Source organism: Pseudomonas sp. fls2-241-R2A-110 (assembly GCF_030209165.1).
In the GTDB taxonomy this organism is placed as follows: domain Bacteria; phylum Pseudomonadota; class Gammaproteobacteria; order Pseudomonadales; family Pseudomonadaceae; genus Aquipseudomonas.
This window is the reverse complement of the sequence record NZ_JARVSN010000037.1, coordinates 18,461-38,250: the sequence shown is the minus strand read 5'-3', so window position 1 is coordinate 38,250 and position 19,790 is coordinate 18,461. Positions and strand designations below refer to the sequence as shown.

Genomic DNA, 19,790 nt, shown 5'->3' with positions numbered 1-19,790 from the left:
GTGGAATTCAGGTTATTCAGTTCACAGATCCAGCAGCCAGCTGTGCTGCGGATCGTTATGGAACTGCCAGACGCGTTTTGGGCCGGCCATCACGTTCAGGTAATACGACTCGTAGCCGTACGGCACGCTGACCGGGTGATAGCCCTTGGGCACGACCACCAGATCGCTGTTTTCCACCGCCATGGCTTGATCGATGCTGCGGTCGTCGGTGTAGACGCGCTGGAACACAAAGCCTTGAGGCGGATTGATCTGGTGGTAATAGGTTTCTTCGAGAAAGCTCTGGTGCGGCAAATCGTCGGTGTCGTGCTTGTGCGGCGGATAACTCGAGGAGTGCCCCGACGGCGTGCGCACTTCCACCACCAGCAACGAATGCGCAGGCTCGGTGTCCGGCAGGATGTCGCAGACGTAACGGGTGTTGGCGCCCTTGCCGCGCACGCTGCGCTTCATGGTCTCGGGTTTGATCAGCCGTGGACCAAGACCATTGCTGGACAGCCCCGGCGCGGCGCAGACGGCGATTTGCACATCGCTGAGTGCGACCACTTGCGCCTGGCTGCCCGGTGGCAAATACGCGGCGAACGGGGATTTGTCTTCGAACACCGACTGTCGATCACCGAGGTTTTCCCAGTCGAACGCGCCCTGCCCCGGCGCTTCGCCCTTGATGCTGACGCGACCGCTGAGCAGCACCAGACACAGTTCTTTATCGCCTGCCGCCACCGGCAAGGTTTCGCCCAGGCTTAAACGGTAAGCGGCAAAACCGACGTATTCCAATTCACCCTGGCCCAACTCGACCATGGTCCGGCCACGGGCGTTGCTTTTGACCAGCAGGCTCATCGCGCAATCCTCTCGTCGAGCAACGCACGCAAGGTGTCGAAGCCTTTTTTCGCATAGACGTAGCTCGGTGCCACCGCCGGGTCCTGTTCGGCCTCGACCACCAGCCAACCGTGGTAATCGTTGGCCAGCAACACATCGAGCAGCGCGGCGAAATCGATGTCGCCATCTCCGGGCACGGTGAAGGTGCCGTTGATGATGCAGTCCGGAAAACTCCACAGGTTGTTGCGCGCCAGTTGCACCACCGGTTTGCGCACGTCCTTGAAGTGCACGTGGCAAATGCGCTCGATGTGCTTGCGCAGCACTTGCAAGGGTTCGCCACCGCCCATGTAGCAATGACCCGAATCGAACAGCAAACCGACTTCGCTGCCGGTCAGTGCCATCAACTTATCGATGTCCGCGGGGGATTCGACGTAGGCGCCCATGTGGTGGTGATACGCCAGGCGCACGCCTTGGGACAGGGTGAAACGCGCCAGTTCGGTGAGCTTGTCGGCGTATGCCTGCCACGCCTGTTCGGTGTGGAAACGCGGGCGTTCGACCAATGGAATGCGCTGGCCCTGGATGGAATCAGCGACTTCGCCGTAGACCAGCACGTTGGCGCCGTTCTTCGCCAGCAGCTCGACATGGCTGCCGATGGCGTCGATTTCTTCTGCCACCGAACGCTGCGCCAGGCGACTGGAATACCAGCCGGAGACCAGCGCCAGGTCATAAGGCCGCAGCACGTCGCCGACGCCTTTGGCATCCTTGGGGAATTTGCCGTTGAGTTCAAAACCTTCGTAGCCGATTTCCTTGCCTTCGCTCAACGCGGTGCTCAGCGGCGTCTCGCCGCCGAGGGACGGCAGGTCGTCGTTGCTCCAGGAAATCGGGTTGATGCCAATTCGGATAGCGGGCATGGCTGCACCTATTGTTGTTGTACCTAACCATTGAATACGGCGCGAATCCCTTGTGGGAGCGAGCTTGCTCGCGATGGCGGTGTATCAGGCGACATTAATGTTGAATGTGCCGCCGTCATCGCGAGCAAGCTCGCTCCCACAAGGAGGTCGCGGTGTTGCATCAGGCGCGGGCTGTGCGCCAGGCATCGATCAATTCGACAAACGTGCCCTGCACCTGGCGAATCAGTCCTTCATCATCGATTTCACCGGCCATCCACGCGCGGCTCGGCTCCTGGAAAATCGTGCGGCCGACGGCAAATCCGCGACAGGTCTGGCTCTGGCTCGCTTGCACAAAGCCTTCGGCCAACGCCGCCGCCGGCGCATTCAGGCCCAGGAGCACCACACCCCGGCAGTACGGATCACGCTCCTGAATCAACTCATCGAGCTGTTTCCATTCCTCGGCGCTTTGCGCTTCGATCTTCCACCACGCTGGGTAGATGCCGAGGTTGTAGAGGCGTTTCAGTGCGCGATACAGCACGTCCGGGTGGATTGACGGGTGGTCTTTAGGCGGGATGATTTCCAGCAGCAGTTCATGACCGCTGACTTGTGAGGCCTGATACAAGCCCTTGATCTGCGCTTCCTGTTCCAGGCGCAGCAATGGCTCGTCGTCCGGGTGGAATTGCACCAGGCACTTGATGATCTGTTCTTGCGGCCAGGCGATCAGGTTGCTGCCAATCGAGCGCCCGTGTTCGAACGCCAACGGCCGCGAGCCCTGCACTTCCACTGGCCGCGCCACCCACCAGCCACGGCCGGTGGCGGCGTTCAGCGAGTCCTGGCCGAAGCGTTGATCGGCCAACAGCCCGACATCGGCCTCGATGCCCTGCTCGCGCAAATCGGCTTCGACCCGTTCCACAGCCTTGATAAAGAGTTGCTTGAGTTCGCAGATAGCATTGAGGTCGCGACCGCCCTTGTGCGCCAGTTCCACCAGTTGCCCACGATGATCGAACGCAAAGATGAACAGCTGTTTCCACTGCTTGCGCGGCACGCTGACCTGATGCAAACGCTGCAACACCGCGTCCTGATCCGGCCGGGTGATCGGCACCGGGCTGTTGAACAGGTAATCGAGTTCGGCGCGGGTCGGCATTGCCGGGGCGCACGCATGGCGCGACACCACCAGACCGCCGCAGGCATTGGCCAACTGGCAGCAGCGCTCGTCGCTGGCGTCCTCCAGCCAACCGCTGAGGAAGCCCGACATGAAGGCATCGCCAGCGCCCAACACATTGAGCACTTCCACCCGAACGCCGGGGTAAATGGCGCCGTCTTCCAGCTGCGCCGGAATGGCACCGTGAATCACTGTGCAACCTTGCGGGCCAAGCTTGACCACCAGGGTTGCGTCGCTCAAGCGCCGGACGTTGCGCAGCGCGCTGAGCAAATCCTCGGCGCCACCGGCAATCAAAAACTCTTCTTCAGTGCCGACGATCAGGTCGAAACGCGGGAGGATCTTCTGCACATGCAGGCTGACGTTCTGATCGGCGACGAAACGGGTCTCGCCGTCGGCCTTGCCGGCCAGGCCCCAGAGCACCGGGCGATAGTCGATGTCCAGCACGCGTTTGACGTTGTGTTTTTCGGCGTAGTCCAGCGCCTGGATGCTCGCCTTGTACACGCCGTCGGTGGAGAAATGGGTGCCGGTGATCAGCAAGGCTTTGCTGGAGGCTATAAAGGCTTCGCTGATGTCTTCGGCCCGCAGCGCCATGTCGGCGCAGTTTTCGCGGTAGAAGACCAGGGGAAAGGTTTCGCGGTCCTTGAGGCCCAGCAGCACCATCGCGGTGAGGCGTTCCGGGTCGACCTTGATGCCGCTGACGTCACAGCCTTCACGCGCCAGGGATTCCAGGAGGAAGCGGCCCATGTGGTCGTCCCCTACCCGGCTCAACATCGCCGACTTGAGACCCAGCCGGGCGGTGCCGAAGGCGATGTTGGCGGACGATCCGCCGAGGTATTTGGCGAAGCTGCTCACATCCTCAAGCCGCGCTCCGACTTGCTGCGCATAGAGGTCGACGCCAAGGCGCCCCAGGCAAATCAAATCCAATTGACGCCCACTGGCAAAACGAGTCTGGCCCATGCTGGCTCCTGTTATTTTTATCAGCCTGCGTTCGGGCACTGGAGGCGCCGAACACTCTTGGTGGATGCAGACTAAAACGAGGGCGACCGAACAATCAATAAATATTCCAATTATTTTTTACGTGGAATATTTTTTCCAATAAACTCGTGTGCAGGCGCTCCAGGCGCAGTGCATCGTTTCAGCAACCCCATACACGCCGCAAGCTCAAGATTTTATTCAGGCCTACCCTGTAGACTGCGCACAGCCAACCTATTGTCAGGGGATGACGCGATCTGTCGTCCCTATAAGAACAAGCCAGAAGGATTCCTTATGTCCCGCACCGATCAGCCGGCTACGTCCGAGAGCACGCCCGACAGCGATCTCGTCAGCCCCCCGATCAATGCCGAGCGTTTGCTGCAGTTGATCACCAACGAATACGAAAGCCTGCCGCGCCAGCTCAAACGCATCGCCAGCTACATGAGCCAGCAAAGCGACCGGATCATGGTCGACCGCATCAGCGATATCGCCCGCGAGTGCGAAGTGCACCCCTCGGCCATCGTGCGGTTTTCCCAGCGCTTCGGTTTCAGTGGTTTCAGCGAGATGCAGGCCTTGTTCCGCGAGGCGTACACGCACAAGACCACGCCGGTGCAGAACTACCAGCAGCGCATTCGCAGCATGATCGCCAACAAATCGCAAAAGGCCAGCGGTGGCGACCTCGCCCGCGAGTGCATCGACGCGACCCTGTCGGGCATCGAGCGACTGGGACAGGAACTCGATGACGAAGCCTTCGACAAGGCCGTGGACCTGGTGGTCAACGCCGACAACATCTACGTGGTCGGCGTGCGCCGCTCGTTCGCGGTCGCCGATTACCTGGTCTACAACCTGCAACACACCAACAAGCGCATCCATCTGGTGTCGGGCCTGGGCGGCAGTTATCGCGAGCAGATGCGCAGCGTGCGCGCCAATGACCTGGTGATCGCCATCAGCTTCACGCCCTACGGCAAGGAAACCCAGCACTGCCTGCGCATCGCCCAGCACAATCAGGCTAAAACCCTGATCATCACCGACAGCAACCTGTCGCCGCTGGCCAAGCGCGCCAACACCGTGCTGCTGGTCAACGAAGGCAGTTCGTTTGCGTTTCGCTCACTGAGTGCGACGTTGTGCCTGTGCCAGGCGCTGTTTATCGCCGTGGCCTATCGACTGGAATTGAAGGTCGACGAGATCCACGAGCAGGTCGGCTTCGAGGATTAACCACGCGCCACTTGCAGGTCATGGAAGCTCAGCTAAGGTAGTCCATCCCGACATGGATACCTGAAGGAACGGCGCTATGAAACTGATCGGCATGCTGGATTCGCCCTACGTGCGGCGCGTGGCCATTTCCGCCCGATACCTGGGCATCGACCTGGAACACGAATCGGTGTCGGTGTTCCGCCACTTCGAGCACTTCCAGCAGATCAACCCGGTGGTCAAGGCGCCCACCCTGGTGCTGGACGACGGCGAGGTGTTGATCGACTCGACCCTGATCATCGACTACCTGGAAGCCCTGGCCGGTCCCGGCAAAAGCCTGATGCCCGGCGACCTCAAACAGCGGCTGCGCTCCTTGCGCCTGATCGGCCTCGGGCTGGCGGCGTGCGAAAAGTCGGTGCAGCTTTACTACGAACGCAACCTGCGTCCAGCCGACATCCAATACCAGCCATGGGTCGAACGGGTTGAAGGTCAACTGGCGGCGGCGTACTCGTCACTTGAGCGCGAACTGGAAAAGCAGCCCCTGGGCAACGGCGCCTTGATCGGGCAAGACGGCATCACCCTCGCGGTCGCCTGGAGCTTTACCAACCTCGTGGTGCCGGATCAAGTCGATGCCGAGCAGTTTCCGCGGATCGCTGAATTCACCGCGCAGGCAGAAAAGCTTGAGGCCTTCATCAGTACCCCGATAACCTGAACGGCCTCCTCCATCGGACCCGACCATGACCGCCGCTGAACAACCTGCCCCGGCGTTGAAGGAAATCTTCAACGCCGCGCGCCTCCAGCACATCGCGACCGAAATGACCGCGGTCTACCCGGCGTTCAACGCCAAAGCCTTCCTGAAAATGGCCAACGACGGCCTCGCCGACCTGTCGATCATGCAACGCATGGCCCGGGTCAGCGAATGCCTGCACGCCGCACTGCCGCTGGGTTATGACGAGTCGCTGGACATCCTGCGCGCCCTCGCCCCCCGCCTCAACAGCGGCTTCGTCAGCATCTCGCTGCCGCATTACGTGGCGATGTACGGCGCGCATGATTTCGAACAGTCGATGGACGCACTCAAGTACTTCACCGCGTTTGGCTCTGCGGAATTCGCGATCCGCTATTTTCTGCGCAGCGATCTGCAGCGGTCGTTGGCGCTGATGCAGCAATGGTCCCTGGATGACAACGAACACGTGCGACGCCTGGCCAGCGAAGGCAGTCGACCGCGTTTGCCGTGGTCCTTTCGACTGGAGCAGATTCAGCGCGACCCGACATTGGCGGCGGGAATTCTCGACAACCTCAAGGCCGATGCAAGCCTCTACGTGCGCAAGTCCGTGGCGAACCACCTCAATGACATCACCAAGGACCATCCGGAGTGGGTGCTGGATTTGATCGAGGGTTGGTCGCTGGAAAACAAACACACGGCCTGGATTGCCAAGCATGCGCTGCGCAGTTTGATCAAACAGGGCAATCAGCGGGCGTTGGCGATTATCGGGGCGAGTGGCAAGGCTGAGGTTGAGATTATTGGGGTGACAGTCGAGCCGGCGGTGATTCGGCTGGGGGAGAAAATTACGTTGTCGTTTGATGTGAAATCCACGGTGGCGGAGAGTCAGCGGCTGGTGATTGATTATGCGATTGATTATGTGAAGGCCAATGGCGGGACGTCGGCGAAGGTGTTCAAGCTGAAGGCGTTGACGCTGGCTGGTGGGGGGAGTGAGTTTGTGAGTCGAGGGCAGCATATTAAGGAACTGACTACTCGCAAACACTATGTGGGCAAACACGCGGTGCACATCATGGTGAATGGCGAACGCCTTGCCAGCACCTCATTTGAGATCCTCGCGTAACGTGTAGCAACGCGAGGCTGCGTCCGACCGCCTCCAATGCTATTAGAAGTGACGGAGTCTACCCGTGAGGGCCGCTTAACTCGGCAGTGGATGGCTCGGATCGATAGAAAAAAGGGGACGGACATATTGTCCCTGGAGCCCTCTCTAAAGCGTTCAACGAGTAGCGCGTTTTTTGCACCACAACGACACCAGCATGCCTGTGGCAATCGACACGAGCGGAATGCTCGAAGCAACGCCCAGTGTTGGAAACACCAACAGTATTTGCGAGTCGTTACCGCCAAGCATCATCGAAGCCCCAATTCCCATCAAAATACCCGCCAACAGATGAACGCCAGCTTTTGAGGGGGTAAAGGCCTCGAAACAGAACTTCTTCCTGTACAGGTTAAAACTCAACATACCTGCCAGCAACATGACAAACACCGCAATACGCCGGGCGCTGATTGCCATATCGGCTTGCCAGAACATCTGCGAAACATTGTAAAAGAACACACTGGGTGTCCATGACGGCTCGAATGCATAGAGTGCACTCGTCAACGCACCCAGCAGCATACTGGAGAAAACCAGGTGTTTATTACCGTGAATGGCGACCAAAAAGATCAGCACCAGCGCCACTACGCCGATCAACAGCCAGTAATGACGGCTGGAAATTTCCGGCATCAGAATACTCTTTTGTTCGGGCATCATGCGCATGTAATACCAGAGCACCATCCCCAGGATCCAGCCGATCATCGTGAACAGTTTATTGAAATTGCCACAGGCAAACCTGGTTAGCGTGCCTACGCTGCAACCGTTGTTCAGCACCGATGCCACCCCGAACAACAAGCCTCCCGAAACCAGTAAGGGATAGGAAATACCAGGCGAGTACAGCGGCAGGCTGACCCCGGAGAAACGATAGATCGGGGCCAGCATCAGCCCGAACAATCCACACGATATCAGTGCCACAAACAACGTCGGGCGCCCCGCCAGCAATTGTTCGCTCGCTCTGACCAGGCACATGCCCATGCGCTGCGAAACCCAGCCAATCAGGAACGCTAATACCAACGCCATCAGTAAAAAGAACACCATGTTCGTGCGCCACTGCTGATTTGGATGGGCCGGGTTTCACCAGGTATTAGCGTAGCTCTCGATCAGGTTAACTGTGTATCTGACGCGGCTGTAATCTGACGGTCGCTTTGTGTCGCTCACTGGTTTCGTAGAAGTTGAATGACTGTTCTTGGCAGACTGTTGCCGGTCACGACCGGCAAAAACCTCCACAAAGCTGACTTTCGCGTAAGGCGGCGATTGGTCAATGGATGTGTCGCTGCGAACTAGAACAGTCGACATTTTTAACTATAGGCTGAGCCTATATGAAAGATTGTATATCGGTCTTGGACGCTATCAAGCAAGCGACAGAAGATTGCTTCTCACCTAAGCACCACCCAATGAGCAATACCAACGAAGCAAACTTGATAGAAGAAACCACCTCCTCTACATCTTGGAGCCAGCATGTCCAGACAAACAACAATGGATGCAGAGACCGTCACTTCTCAGCCAGATGGGTTGCCTGAAAACGCCCGCCGCCTCGCGATATTTTCGTTGGCGATTGGTGTCGCCATGGCATCACTCGACACCGCAATAGCCAATGTCGCTTTACCTGCAATAGCTGCTCAATTGCAGACAACACCTGCATCATCGGTCTGGATCATCAACGTCTATCAGTTAGCGATGGTCGCAACGCTCCTCCCGTTCGCTGCATTGGGTGAAATCATCTCCTACCGGCGGGTACTACTTTTCGGACTGTTTTTATTCACATTGGCATCGCTTGCCTGTGCTCTGGCCTGGTCGTTGCCTTCACTGGTCATAGCTCGGCTGTTACAGGGAATTGGGGCTAGCGCCGTTATGGGTGTGAATACAGCCATGCTTAAAGCCATCTACCCGACGCGCATGCTGGGACGTGGTTATGGGACCAACGCCTTGGTCGTTGCGGTGGCTTTTGCAATCGGGCCGACCTTGTCATCCCTTATTTTGTCAGTCGCCAGTTGGTCGTGGTTATTCGCAATCAACGTTCCGCTTGGCTTGGTCGCACTTTTCCTGGGGCGAAAAGTATTGCCTGATACCCGCCGGGCGACCCACAAGTTTGATGGTCTGACTGCCCTCTACAACATAGTCGCGTTCAGCTTTTTGATTTTGTTATTCGGGGATGCTGCCCACCAAGAGAAATTCACTACACTGGCATTGGAATTGGCCGCAACTGCTTTGTTCTTCGCACTGCTCATGCATCGGCAGGCAGGTCATAAGGCGCCAATGCTGCCGATTGATCTGCTGCGTCGGCCCATGTTTGCGCTTTCTGTCGTGACGTCCATTTGCACCTTCGCAGCACAAGGACTGGCGTTCGTAGCCCTGCCGTTTTATTTCTATACGACGCTTGGGAAATCCCCAGTAGAGGCTGGTTTTCTAATGACGCCATGGGCTGTCATGGTAGCGATAATGGCCCCAATTGCCGGCCGCTTGAGTGATCATTATTCTCCCGGCGCATTAGGAGGAATCGGTCTTTCGATACTGGCGGTTGGGTTGATAGCTCTAGTACTTATGCCTGATAACCCCTCGACTTTGAATATTAGCTGGCGCATGGCTATGTCAGGCATTGGGTTTGGTTTTTTCCAAGCACCTAACCTCAAAGGTTTTATGGGCAGCGCGCCACCGACACGTGCCGGCAGTGCAAGCGGTATGGTTGCTACGTCAAGGTTGGTTGGACAGGCAATTGGTGCAGCGCTGGTTGCTTATTGCTTCATGTTATCGAGCGAGCATGGAGCAACGTTTGCGTTATGGGGGGCAGTTGCATTCGCAGCCATTGCAAGCATTGCAAGCTTTGCCCGAGTCGTTGCTGTCCGAACTTGAGCTGGCAAACGCCATGAACTGAATCGCACCACGTTTTGTAAATACTCTTAATGACCGATCAGCCGATTGCCGACCTCGACCATAGGCAATAATCGCAATAGAAAGGGGACACCCATTAGCCTGTCGCGACCGGCTGAAAACGGCCAGGAGCAGTCATTCGACACTCCCCGTGCCAACCGTTAAATTGACCCATTTAGTTACGACAAAGCGCACGCGCTCAACGGTCAACCCAAACCTGCGAGAATGCTGCCTCTTCGGGCTTCGCAGCTTATGTGGCGAACGTTCAGGCAGTTAAATAACAAATTCGCGGGGAGCCGCCACATTGGAATTGAGACAACTGCGCTATTTCGTAAAAATCATCGAGCTTGGCAGCCTGGGGCGTGCGGCACTTGAGCTGGACGTTGGCGTGTCAGCCCTCAGTCAGCAAATCTCCAAGCTGGAAAGCGAACTGTGCACCCGTCTCCTGAATCGAACCTCTACCGGCGTGACGGCCACTAGCGCCGGATTTGCGTTTTTACACCACGCCCAATTGACGCTACGCCAGGCGGACAACGCAATCATGGCCGCCCATCGCGGGCGAATGAGCGGTTATGTCAGCGTCGGCTTACCGCCGACTACCGCAACGGTGCTCGCGTTGCCGTTGATCAATGCAATGCGTGCGCGTTATCCGGACATACAATTGCATCTGGTGGAAATGCTTTCCGGCCACTTGGCGGCGCAGCTCAACGCACGGCAAATTGATCTGGCCATCCTGTTCCAGCTCGAAGGGGGTAAACGCTGGAGCGTGACTCCGCTGCTGGATGAAAAGCTGTTTGTCATTGCCTCGCCCAGCCTGCCTCAAGCGCCTTCTGGTAAAAGCGTGCAGTTAGCAGACCTCGGCGGCCTGCCGCTGGTGATGCCTAGCGCGCAACATGGATTGCGCTCGGCATTGATGAGCGCGTTCGAGCGGGTCGGGCTAACACCCAATGTCATTATGGAAGTCGACGGTCTCGCTGTTTTGATGAACGCCGTTCGGGCAGGTCATGCGGCAACGATACAACCGGGGGCGGCCGCTGCATTGAAAGACAGGTCCGGACTTTCAATGATCAGGATTGCCGATCCCCATGTGGGCCGGCGTAATCTTCTGGCGACGCTGGCTGACGACGAACTCTCTCCGGCGGCGCTGGCAACGCGGTTGGTCATCGTCGATGTGGCGCGACAGCTGGTCATCGACAAACAGTGGCCTGGCGCTACATGGATAGAAGGTGTAGATGCGTAATCCTCCTTCAGCCCGGACTCATTAGACTTTCCTGACGACAAAGCCTTTAGAAAAACTAAACACCCCGCGTCAAACGCAGCCTTTCGGCCACTCCTTCCTCACCCTATCGTTCTCCCCACTCGCAAGGAGCACTTCGTTCCCGCTTCCTTGCAAATCGAGGAGCGATAATGATCGATGTCTTAATCATAGGGGGTGGCAACGCTGCCTTGTGCGCCGCCCTGATGGCGCGAGAAGCGGGCGCCAGCGTGATGCTGCTGGAAGCCTCTCCGAAAATCTGGCGCGGTGGCAACTCCCAACACACCCGTAACCTGCGGTGCATGCACGACGAACCGCAGGACGTGCTGATCGATGCCTATCCGGAAGAAGAATACTGGCAAGACCTGCTGAAGGTCACCGGCGGCCTTACGAATGAAAAGCTTGCACGCATTGCAATTCGGGCATCGTCCTCTTGCCGCGATTGGATGCGTTCACACGGCGTGCATTTTCAGCCACCGCTGTCCGGCGCGCTGCACGTGGCGCGGACCAATGCATTTTTTATGGGCGGCGGCAAAGCGCTGGTCAATGCCTATTTCCGCAGCGCCGAGCGCCTGGGTGTAAAAGTTCGCTATAACACGCAAGTGACCGACATCGAGTTGGACGAGGGCAAATTCGTCGCCGCCCATGTGGGCGAACATGAGGTCGATGGTCAGCGTTTCGCCGCAGAACGCATTGAAGCCCGGGCCTGCGTGTTGGCGGCCGGCGGCTTCGAATCCAACCGTGAATGGCTGCGCGAAGCCTGGGGTCAGAACGAGCGCGGTGAATGGCCATCGGACAATTTCCTGATCCGGGGCACCCGATTCAATACCGGAATTTTGCTACGGCGCATGCTCGACCTTGGCGCCGATGTGATCGGCGATCCGACGCAAGCACACATGGTCGCGATTGATGCCCGCGCGCCACTCTACGACGGAGGAATCTGCACCCGAATCGACTGCGTATCTCTCGGTGTGGTGGTCAATCGTGATGGCGAACGCTTCTACGACGAAGGTGAGGATTTCTGGCCAAAACGTTATGCAATCTGGGGGCGTCTGGTGGCCGGACAGCCCGGTCAGCAGGCGTATTCGATCATCGATCAACAAGCCATCGGCCGCTTCATGCCGCCGGTGTTTCCCGGAACTACCGCCAATACTCTGCAAGACCTTGCCCGCCAGTTGAAGCTGCCTGAAGAAAAATTCGTCAAGACTGTCGAGGACTACAACAGCGCCTGCCGCGTTGGCACGTTCGATCACACGGCATTGGACGACTGCCACACCCAAGGACTGACGCCCGCCAAAACCCATTGGGCGCGGCCATTGGTGAAACCACCTTTCTACGCCTACCCGCTTAAACCGGGTGTCACGTTCACCTACCTCGGACTCGCCACCGACGAAACCGCTGCCGTGCATTTCAACGGCAAAGCGAGCCCCAACCTGTTCGTCGCGGGAGAAATGATGGCCGGCAATGTCCTGGGCAAGGGTTACACCGCCGGCATCGGTATGGCCATCGGTACCGCGTTTGGCCGCATCGCCGGTGTGCAGGCGGCCGCTTCGGTTGGCTTTGGCATTCCATCTGCAAACACGGAGTCTCGACATGCAACTGTTTGATCCCCAAGCATCGGGCGGGTTGATCCCGGTGTTGAATCTTGACGAAAGTGAAGTCCAGCGGCAGATGACCATCTGCAATGCCTGCCGTTATTGCGAAGGCTTTTGCGCGGTATTTCCGGCAATGACCCGGCGCTTGGAATTCGCTCAGGCAGACATCCATTACCTGGCGAACTTGTGCCATAACTGCGGCGCGTGCCTGCACGCCTGTCAGTACGCCGCCCCCCACGAATTCGAAATCAATATACCGAAAGCCATGGCCAAAGTGCGCCTGGATACTTACGCCGAATACGCGTGGCCGCAAGTAATGGGCAAGTTGTATCAGAGCAACGGACTGACCCTGGCGCTGGCTTCCGGTGGGGGACTGGCGTTGTTTTTATGCCTGACCTTGATGCTCATGGGCAACCTGTTCACGGCCATTCCCGGGGGCAACTTCTACAAGATTTTCCCGCATAACACCCTGGCGCTGATGTTTGGCTCAGTGTTTGGCTTTGCGGTACTTGCCCTGACCCTGGGTGTACGGCGCTTCTGGCGCAACGTTTCACCGGTCGCAGCGCCACTGCAGCTGAAGACGTCCGCTGCTTTGGAGGCTACGGCCAACGTCGCGAAGCTCAAATACCTGGACGGTGGCCACGGCGAAGGCTGCAACAACGCCGACGATCAATTCACCTTGTGGCGACGCCGATTCCACCACCTCACCTTCTACGGCTTCATGCTGTGTTTCGCCGCCACCGGCGTCGCCACGCTCTTTCACTATCTGCTGAAGTGGTCGGCGCCTTATCCGGTCTTCAGCTTGCCGGTGATGTTGGGTATTGCCGGTGGCATCGGCCTGCTGATCGGTCCGGCGGGTCTTCTTTGGCTGAACCTGCGTCGCAACCCTGCGCACGGCGATGAGAAGCAAAAACCCATGGATCGCGGCTTCATCGCACTGCTGTTTCTAGTCAGCGCAAGCGGCATGGCGCTGCTGGCTTTGCGTGAAACCAGCGCCTTGGGCTTGATGTTGGCCATCCATCTCGGCCTGGTCATGGCGTTTTTCTTGACCATGCCCTACAGCAAATTCGCCCATGGAATATTCCGTAGCGCTGCGCTGCTCAAACACGCCATCGAGAAGCGTCAACCCAACCCGATCAACGCCGGCAGCGACTGACGGTTAAAGCACTCATTCCAAAAACAATAGTGAGCATAACGGTAGCCATGATGAAAACGACAACGGCAACAACCCGAGCCAAGGGGTCCAAATTGGGCGCCATTTTTCGGGTCACCAGCGGTAATTTTCTCGAGCAGTTCGACTTCTTTCTGTTCGGGTTCTACGCGACCTACATCTCCCAGACCTTCTTTCCAGCCACCAGCGAGTTTGCCTCGCTGATGATGACCTTCGCGGTATTCGGCTCCGGATTCCTGATGCGTCCGTTAGGCGCCATTGTGCTGGGGGCGTACATCGACAAGGTGGGCCGTCGCAAGGGGCTGATCGTGACGCTTTCGATCATGGCCGCCGGTACCGTATTGATCGCGTTGGTGCCGGGCTATGCCGCCATCGGCGTGGCAGCACCGATTCTGGTGTTGTTGGGCAGGCTGCTCCAGGGCTTCTCCGCCGGCGCGGAAATGGGCGGTGTTTCCGTGTATCTGGCGGAAATTTCCACCCCCGGTCACACCGGTTTCTACACCAGTTGGCAATCGGCCAGCCAACAGGTGGCAATCGTCGTCGCGGCCGCGTTGGGCTACACGATCAATGCCACGATGCAAGCCGCAGAAATCGCCGATTGGGGATGGCGTATTCCGTTCTTCATTGGCTGCGTGATCATCCCGTTCATTTTCATTATTCGCCGCTCACTGGAAGAAACCGCTGCCTTCACTGCTCGCAGTCATCGTCCAACAACGCGCGAAGTTTTTCGCTCGATGCGTGACAACTGGCGCACCGTACTGGCGGGCGGCTTGCTGGCGTCCATGACCACCACCACGTTCTACCTGATTACGGTCTACACACCGACGTTTGGCAGGACAGTACTGAACTTGAGCACCACCGACAGCCTGGTGGTCACATTGCTGGTCGGCATCAGCAACTTTATCTGGCTGCCTATCGGCGGCGCCCTCTCCGACCGCATTGGCCGTCGGCCACTGTTGCTGGCGATATCGTTGCTGTGCATCTTTACTGCTTATCCCGCCATGCACTGGCTAGCAGAGGCGGCGAGTTTCGAACGACTACTCGCTGTTCTGCTGTACTTCTCATTCTTCTTTGGTATTTACAACGGCGCCATGGTCGCGGCACTGACCGAAGTCATGCCGCAGAACGTGCGGGTAGTCGGGTTTTCACTGGCCTTCAGTTTGGCCACCGCGGTGTTCGGCGGTTTTACCCCGGCAATCTCGACGCTGCTTGTACAGGCCACGGGCGACAAGGCATCACCTGCCTACTGGCTGATGTTCGCGGCGGTGTGCGGGTTCACGGCGACGACGATTCTGTATCGTCGGCAAAAAGCTCTGGCAGTCAGAGCCGTTTAGTTCCTCGATCGCCGACGTTTACCACGCGTCGATCAACCGCGGGAACCGAAATAGAGTCGCATGAGGTCGATTACAGCCTTTCGTCAGGGCAGTAATCGGCCTAAAGACCCCATTCACTGGGCAGAGAAAGATATTTCGAATGATTTATCAATATGTGGCCCTTGATCCCACTCGATTAGGGGCTCCGAAGCAGGGGTGCGGCTTTTCCAAAAGCGCCCGAGACGGTCGTTTTATCATCATCGCAGTACGAGATCTGCCCGTCGCGACAGGCAGAAATCGGCCAGAAGCGGTCATTCCGCCTGCCTACAAAACTAGGGGTGATTCGGAGTGCGATATTTGGCCTCTTCTAGGCCTGCTGCGTCCAACCTTCGGTTCGATCCTTCATTGCTGCATTTTAGGGTTTAGAAACGTCCAGAACAAACACATCAATTAGTCCAGCTAGCTCTGGCGGCATCGTTTTCTCGATGCTGCTTTTCAGCTCCTGAGCGGTGTTGATATTTCGGTTTTTAATTCCTGCGACGTTCACATCTCGGCCAAACCAGATCACAAGATAAATGCCTTGGTGTTCAGCGTCGGGGTGGATGGAGTAGCGCGCATATAGTTGCGCCGCCGCGGCAGTGTATAACTCTCTATGCCACTGACCTTTTACCTCAGTCACAAGCAGCCGTCTTATACCGCCAATCAATTTTGTCGCCGTGAAATCGCTGCGGTTAGCACTTTTTAGCTGGTGCTCCGGCGTAATCGCGATGCCCTGAGGCTTGAGTATTAGGCTGAGACGTTCAGCAATGATCTCGGTAGCTCGTACTTCGTTCAAGTGCTTACCATTGTCGTAAAAGCGATCCGCGGAGTTAAATTCACCACCATTTATTGCTTTCTGAAAATCTTGAAGTTCTTGGAGGACGAGTTGACGCAAACCCTCAACATTCACCACCATGTCGCGATCCAGTCGATCGCCGATTTCCTGTGGCGTCGGCGGTTCGAAATACCTCCGAGCAATCTGACTGATTTTACGAGCACGTATGCTCCTAAGATCGTTGTACATGTCTGTGAACTTCGGATCGGCAAGGAGACGATCAATGACACGGACGGCGTCATCGGAGACGTCTAAATCGATTAACCAAACGATTTCTGTCAAAAAGCGGTACGCATTTTCTTCGTTGGGGCTTCCCGTACCCCAATGGCTCGGGAGGTCTACCTTTGGCCACTTGTCAATAAAGGCCTCTAGAACAGCCACCACTTTTCTTAATGTGAGCTTGGGCCAATGGGAGTGTTCGCCATAGTTAAATCGCCCAGAGCGCTCATTAAGCGAAAATATGGTGTCCTTGTCGGTTTTGAGCCAGTTCCAATATGTTTCAGGCGCGTCCTCTAAAAAATAAAAAGCGCGCACGAACCAAAAAACGCGCCTTTTTTCGAGGTCTTCATCGCCAGTCGGGCTGGGCCACGCGGACATGAAAGTTGAGCAACGCTCTGCGATGATTTTTTGAAGGACATCGCGATCACCGAATTCGGCCGCAATTTCAAAGAGCGTATCAAGCGATCCGAGCGCCAGATCAGAAAATCGGTCAAGCCATTCTATTGAGATTGCCGCCCGTAGGTGGCTGAAGACCTCATCACCGCGTAACAACCAAATATCGGGATGTTGACAGCCCTTTTGTGCGAGTTGGGGCTCGACGTACTGCCGGAGAAAGGTTTCGGCACTTCCCGCACCTGCGAAAATCAATCGGTTGACTTCATCTTTCAGCGCATCACGTTCTTCGTCCGACACGGCACCGTAGCCCATGTCGAGATTAGTTCGCAGTGCATTCAGTAACGGCAGATCGACATTTTCCAGGTTTCCGTCGCTGCGCATGATTTCCAAGCACGCTGCAAAAAGAACAGGTTCAGTGTACGCGCCCTGCGATGCACACTGTAATTCCGCAAGCCTGAGCAGATTAGGTACATCGGGAGCAATGAAATCTAGGCAGTTTCTGAGAGCTTTACGAACGAGCACTTCATCACCGAATTCATGCTCAATTTGATCGGGCGCGGTAAGTACCAAATCAGCAAAGCGCGCAAGACAATTCCAATGCCGACCACTTTCAACAAGCTCTCGGTTGTCCCGCAAATACTGGATGTTTAACTTCTTTATGTCATTTTGTTCTCGGTGGCGGCGTTTCATCCTCCGCCTGTGTGCAGACATGCTTTTTTGTTGGGATTGTGCAGATTGCGCGACTGCTCTGTTGAACTTTACCCACTCGCGCATTAAAGAAGGCTTCTCCAATGCCTGTTCACGCATGTGCCGTCGCAATTTTTTTGGGCCTCGCAGTGCTTGACTTTGATTAAAGCTATGCATTGCGATGTAACTCGCCCACAGGACTGGGTTATCCATTTCAAATGCCAGATCGACTATAAAGTTGTAATCATCGGATTGAAAACGAAGGCCGGAGTGAGCGTGAAAATCAAATTTCTGTATTTTAGTCTCAAAAATATCGTCGCTGTTGGTAAGGTTTCCAAGTGCTTGTGCCATGATCCCTTGGCGCAATCCATCGTCATTTTGAAGCACTTGAACTGCCTTGCTCTGATCTGTTGATTTCTGCTCATGAAAAATCAGATTTTCGATCCAATGCCAAACCCTTTTCGGGGCAAAAGGAGGCATTGCCAGGTCAAAGTATCGATCCAGCATTAGGCCTACAATCTTGCTGATTCCAATTCGACAATCACATTCATAATGTTTTTTTTTGCATGTGCAAACAAGGTCTTTGGTTAACTCATCAAGTAGCCACTCGATTGATATCAAATCAAGTCCGCCAACAAAGCGCCTTATGAAATAGCGCGTACCGATTGTCGATTTGTAAGGTTCTTGATGACTAGGGTAAAGGTTTGAGCAGACTCGAAAGAAGCTGGCGAGGTAAGCTAAACCTAATGCTTCTGCGCCGATAGCCGTAAGGATGGTTACCGCAATTTTCAGAGAGGTATGACTGGCTTCAGAGACTAGGACTGCTAAATCGGCGCGATGGTCATGGCCGGACAGGTCGAGCAGACATCTGCTAGCCAACAAGCGAGTGTGTTCGCTTTCGCGTGAGTTCAACACGAGTTGACGCAGTTCTTGTGTCAGATGCGCAATCGCTGGTGACCCCGTCAACAGCTCAAGAATTAGATCACGCAAATGCCCATCACTGCCGCTCGCTAGCAGGGGTTTAATCTCTGTCATAACCTCTTGGGTGAAGAAACCTGAAGCACTGAACCGGCGCCAAGCATCTCCTCGGCGGAAATAGGGATCCTTCGTTTCGACGTCTTTCAGGCCCTGTATAAGTAGACGTTTTGAGGAGTGTTCAAGTTGAGAGGGATCACCGTTCGCAAGCACCGCGTAGGGATCAAGCTCAATAGCAGTCTCTTGAATGGATCTGTTGCCTAGCGCCGCGAGCCAACCCAGTAATCCCCGGAGTTCATCTCGAACTACGTTGTTCGGAGCGATGATAGGTAGGCATTTATGTAATGTCAGAGGATCAACCGGATCAGCGATCCGCTTTGCAAGGTAGTCTGCCGCACAGTATTCAGCAACGATCTTGTGAACAGGCCGATGCTGATCCGCACTGTCTCCAGGTTTGAAAAGCCGAGTTGCCAAGATGCCTTCAGCTGCTGTGTGTTTGTCAAAAAGTGATGCCAGCAGTGGATAGATCCGATCTGCGGTTAACTCGCTCGTCCCTATGCCTTCTGCTCCGGACAGCAAAAGCTTGGCGAACACTTCGGACGACAGAGCAACCCTTTGTTTGCTGGATAGCGTCTGCGCTACATTGACGTTAGCTTCCTTCGCCAGCCGCTCGACCGCTTGTGAAAATATATTTCGTTTATCTGTAAAGTGTCTGCCGCTTTCCATATAGGCATCTGCAAACATCTTGAGAAATTGGGGGTTAGGGAGTAACGCTCCTAAGTCGAATCGAGCCACTTCCGCTTGGAACTTTGAAAATTCCTCACCCCGAACATGATGATGAAAAATTTCCCGCTGTTCTCCCTCTTCAAACTCGCAAAGCCTAACCACCAGCGGTGAGCATCCTAGATAGTCTTCGAATGCGTTTGTGGCAGCTGTACCCCACTCGCTGGATCGGCTCGAAATGATGACGCGTGTTGGCTTTGCTTTTCTGGCGTTAGCAAGAAGGCTGTGAATACCCGTTTGATCGAGTTTGGCCAACTCATCAAACGCATCGATCACGAGTGGGGAATTCTCGGCATCGGCCCCCAAGTGTTTGAACTTGTTTGCGGTAACAGTTGAAGTTCCCAGCTGTCGGGCTAGGCTTCCCATAAGTTCAGTTTTTCCGCCTCCGGGTTCTGCTAAAACAACAACGTAATTTGAAGCCGCCAGCAACGCTTCTTCAGTGTAAATTCTGTCTTTATTGGAGAGGCTGCGCGGAAGGTAGAAAGTTGAATTCATAGGATAAATTCTGCGTTTTGAATTGCACCTTATTTTCGGTGCTATGTCATTTCAGCCAGGTCAGTTTCACTGACTGTTCCTGCTGATGATAGTACGCCATTTCAATCTAAAATTGGGCTTGCAAAAGTTCTGGCGCTCAGGTTTTTCGGTACGGTGCCAATCTCAGCAAGAGCTATCTGCCTGACCATAGGTTCGTGGTGCTGATTTGCGTTTACACTCTAAATCGCCCCCAATTTAGTAGACACGTCTGAATGACCGCTTTTGGC

The 19,790-nt window shown here is 55.9% G+C and carries 13 protein-coding genes; 8 read left to right on the top strand and 5 right to left on the bottom strand.

The annotated features are described in order from the left end of the window. Positions 1 to 21: 21 nt before the first annotated feature. The 3 genes from iolB to QRN31_RS27680 all read right to left on the bottom strand — a co-directional run bounded on the left by iolB (position 22) and on the right by QRN31_RS27680 (position 3,819). Positions 22 to 831 carry a 5-deoxy-glucuronate isomerase gene (gene iolB, locus QRN31_RS27690; protein ID WP_285435838.1) on the bottom strand — a complete coding sequence of 270 codons (810 nt, stop codon included), beginning with the start codon at positions 829 to 831 and terminating at the stop codon, positions 22 to 24. After that, complete coding sequence (gene iolE / locus QRN31_RS27685; RefSeq protein ID WP_285435837.1) at positions 828 to 1,721, bottom strand: myo-inosose-2 dehydratase; 894 nt, start codon at positions 1,719 to 1,721, stop codon at positions 828 to 830. The genes iolB and iolE overlap by 4 nt, the downstream gene beginning before the upstream one ends. 160 nt (positions 1,722 to 1,881) lie before the next feature. After that, entirely contained in the window at positions 1,882 to 3,819 is a 1,938-nt protein-coding gene (locus QRN31_RS27680) for a bifunctional 5-dehydro-2-deoxygluconokinase/5-dehydro-2-deoxyphosphogluconate aldolase (RefSeq protein ID WP_285435835.1), read from the bottom strand. Between the two features lie 309 nt (positions 3,820 to 4,128). Between QRN31_RS27680 and QRN31_RS27675 the strand changes: the two genes are divergently transcribed. The 3 genes from QRN31_RS27675 to QRN31_RS27665 all read left to right on the top strand — a co-directional run bounded on the left by QRN31_RS27675 (position 4,129) and on the right by QRN31_RS27665 (position 6,866). Then, positions 4,129 to 5,049 (top strand): MurR/RpiR family transcriptional regulator, encoded by a 921-nt coding sequence (locus tag QRN31_RS27675; RefSeq protein WP_222587289.1) that lies wholly within the window; start codon positions 4,129 to 4,131, stop codon positions 5,047 to 5,049. Between the two features lie 76 nt (positions 5,050 to 5,125). Next, positions 5,126 to 5,737: a glutathione S-transferase gene (locus QRN31_RS27670; protein WP_285435834.1), complete on the top strand. Its 612-nt coding sequence runs from the start codon at positions 5,126 to 5,128 to the stop codon at positions 5,735 to 5,737. A gap of 25 nt (positions 5,738 to 5,762) precedes the next feature. Then, complete coding sequence (locus tag QRN31_RS27665) at positions 5,763 to 6,866, top strand: DNA alkylation repair protein (RefSeq protein ID WP_285435833.1); 1,104 nt, start codon at positions 5,763 to 5,765, stop codon at positions 6,864 to 6,866. Between the two features lie 153 nt (positions 6,867 to 7,019). On the opposite strand, the gene QRN31_RS27660 is transcribed toward QRN31_RS27665, so the two are convergent. Continuing rightward, complete coding sequence (locus QRN31_RS27660) at positions 7,020 to 7,931, bottom strand: YeeE/YedE thiosulfate transporter family protein (RefSeq protein WP_350310399.1); 912 nt, start codon at positions 7,929 to 7,931, stop codon at positions 7,020 to 7,022. 420 nt (positions 7,932 to 8,351) lie between these two features. Between QRN31_RS27660 and QRN31_RS27655 the strand changes: the two genes are divergently transcribed. The 5 genes from QRN31_RS27655 (at position 8,352) to QRN31_RS27635 (ending at position 15,116) form a co-directional block, all read left to right on the top strand. Then, positions 8,352 to 9,743 (top strand): MFS transporter, encoded by a 1,392-nt coding sequence (locus tag QRN31_RS27655; protein WP_285435832.1) that lies wholly within the window; start codon positions 8,352 to 8,354, stop codon positions 9,741 to 9,743. Positions 9,744 to 10,065: 322 nt separating this feature from the next. After that, the gene (locus tag QRN31_RS27650; RefSeq protein WP_285435831.1) at positions 10,066 to 11,001 is read left to right on the top strand and encodes a LysR family transcriptional regulator; all 936 of its coding nucleotides are present in this window, start codon (positions 10,066 to 10,068) and stop codon (positions 10,999 to 11,001) included. Between the two features lie 167 nt (positions 11,002 to 11,168). Beyond that, on the top strand, positions 11,169 to 12,623 hold the full coding sequence (tcuA, locus tag QRN31_RS27645; protein ID WP_285435830.1) for an FAD-dependent tricarballylate dehydrogenase TcuA: 1,455 nt from the start codon (positions 11,169 to 11,171) through the stop codon (positions 12,621 to 12,623). Next, a complete protein-coding gene (gene tcuB / locus QRN31_RS27640; protein ID WP_285435829.1) occupies positions 12,610 to 13,767 on the top strand; it encodes a tricarballylate utilization 4Fe-4S protein TcuB in 1,158 nt (385 codons plus the stop codon). Before tcuA ends, tcuB begins: the two co-directional genes overlap by 14 nt. A gap of 47 nt (positions 13,768 to 13,814) precedes the next feature. Continuing rightward, entirely contained in the window at positions 13,815 to 15,116 is a 1,302-nt protein-coding gene (locus QRN31_RS27635) for an MFS transporter (RefSeq protein WP_285435828.1), read from the top strand. 394 nt (positions 15,117 to 15,510) lie between these two features. Here QRN31_RS27635 and eruA read toward each other — a convergent pair whose 3' ends face one another. Next, complete coding sequence (eruA, locus tag QRN31_RS27630) at positions 15,511 to 19,524, bottom strand: NACHT domain-containing antiphage protein EruA (protein ID WP_285435827.1); 4,014 nt, start codon at positions 19,522 to 19,524, stop codon at positions 15,511 to 15,513. Positions 19,525 to 19,790: the final 266 nt, after the last annotated feature.